Source organism: Xanthovirga aplysinae, from assembly GCF_009711365.1.
GTDB classification, from domain to species: domain Bacteria; phylum Bacteroidota; class Bacteroidia; order Cytophagales; family Cyclobacteriaceae; genus Xanthovirga; species Xanthovirga aplysinae.
In genome coordinates, this window is the sequence record NZ_SMMB01000273.1 from 1 (window position 1) to 952 (window position 952).

The window sequence follows — 952 nt, forward strand, 5'->3', positions numbered from 1 at the left end:
TACAGAAGGCGGCCGTATGCTGCATAATGACGATTTAAAAACACTTCAGGAAGAAGTATTCAAAGCCCTGGAAGGGCAGTATAAAGGTCTGGGGGCCTTTATCATGAGTGGTTGTAGTGTAGAAACGGATGAAAAAGAGCCCACTAAACTTAAAATTACGGAAGGGTTGGTCTATATAAACGGAAAATTTCTAGAAGTGGATGTGGCTCCTAATTTGTCTGAATTTCCTAAATACATTGTAGAAGATTTGCCCGAAATGCGTACCAACTACCAGCTGGCCAGTGGTGGGATTGCCCCAAAAAGGGAACTTTATAAAGCTCGAATCATCAGCCAAACCGATTTTAACGAGGGTAGTTTCAACAATCCTGAAGAAGGCCGTACTGAATGGATAGAGGTTTCCCAAGAAGGAGGAAAAACTTATTTTGATGCCGTTCGAGGTGCTTTTAATGCCTTAAGCATTGGGCATGCTAATGATGATTTGAGAGGCCATGCCACTTTGGATGTATTAGGAGATATTAGGGCATCAGGCGCCGGAGAGTTTAGTGGATTGTCAACAACTGGAGGGAATGTGTTGATTAATAGTGAAGAGGAAGGTGGGAACATTTTGGGTTATTTTGGCCTTAGAGATAAGTATAATAATTTGGCTTTGCAAGTAGGTTATTCTTCTTCGGCGAACACAGATGCTTATATCAATAATTCATTAGGAGATATTAAGCTAGCTAGCAATGGTTCGGTGGTGGTTACCTTAAATAAGGATCTTATTACCCTCTCTAAAAATACAAACTTGGCTGCCTCTTTAACGGTATCCGGGACAAGCAACCTTGCCAGTATTAATGCTAACGGTACCATAGTAGAAAATGGATCCAGAGTGTTGAGTACTAATTACCTAGGAGCCACCTCTTCAGGTCAGGATTATGACCTGAACACCATGACAGGAATAAAGTCGAATTAT

1 protein-coding gene is annotated in these 952 nt (G+C 41.3%); it reads left to right on the top strand.

What is annotated here, in order from left to right; translation table 11 throughout:
* On the top strand, window positions 1–952 hold a 952-nt coding region (locus E1171_RS23320), incomplete at both ends, for a hypothetical protein (protein ID WP_187696131.1).